This is a genomic window from Streptomyces sp. GbtcB7 (assembly GCF_019091445.1).
GTDB classification, from domain to species: Bacteria; Actinomycetota; Actinomycetes; order Streptomycetales; family Streptomycetaceae; genus Streptomyces; species Streptomyces mirabilis.
In genome coordinates this window covers 1-233 of record NZ_JAGXJM010000695.1, presented here as the reverse complement: position 1 = coordinate 233, position 233 = coordinate 1, and the positions used below count along the sequence as shown (strand labels likewise).

The window sequence follows — 233 nt, the reverse complement described above, 5'->3', positions numbered from 1 at the left end:
ACCCGCCGCACCACAGCTCCCCGTCCCACCCCTGGCCGGGGGCGGCGTCCCCGTCCTGGGCCACGGCTGGAAACTGGTCCGGGACCCGCTGGGCTTCCTCGCCCGGCTCCGCGACCACGGCGACGTCGTACGGCGCAAGCTGGGCCCCAAGACGGTGTGCGCGCTCACCTCGCCGGCCCTCACCGGAGCGATGGCGCACAGCACCGACTACAAGATCGACGGACCCCTCTGGG

The 233-nt window shown here is 74.2% G+C and carries 1 pseudogene; it reads left to right on the top strand.

Annotation, left to right across the window (positions count from 1 at the left end):
* Positions 1–233: pseudogene (locus tag KVT44_RS57280) on the top strand (cytochrome P450); the annotation flags it as partial.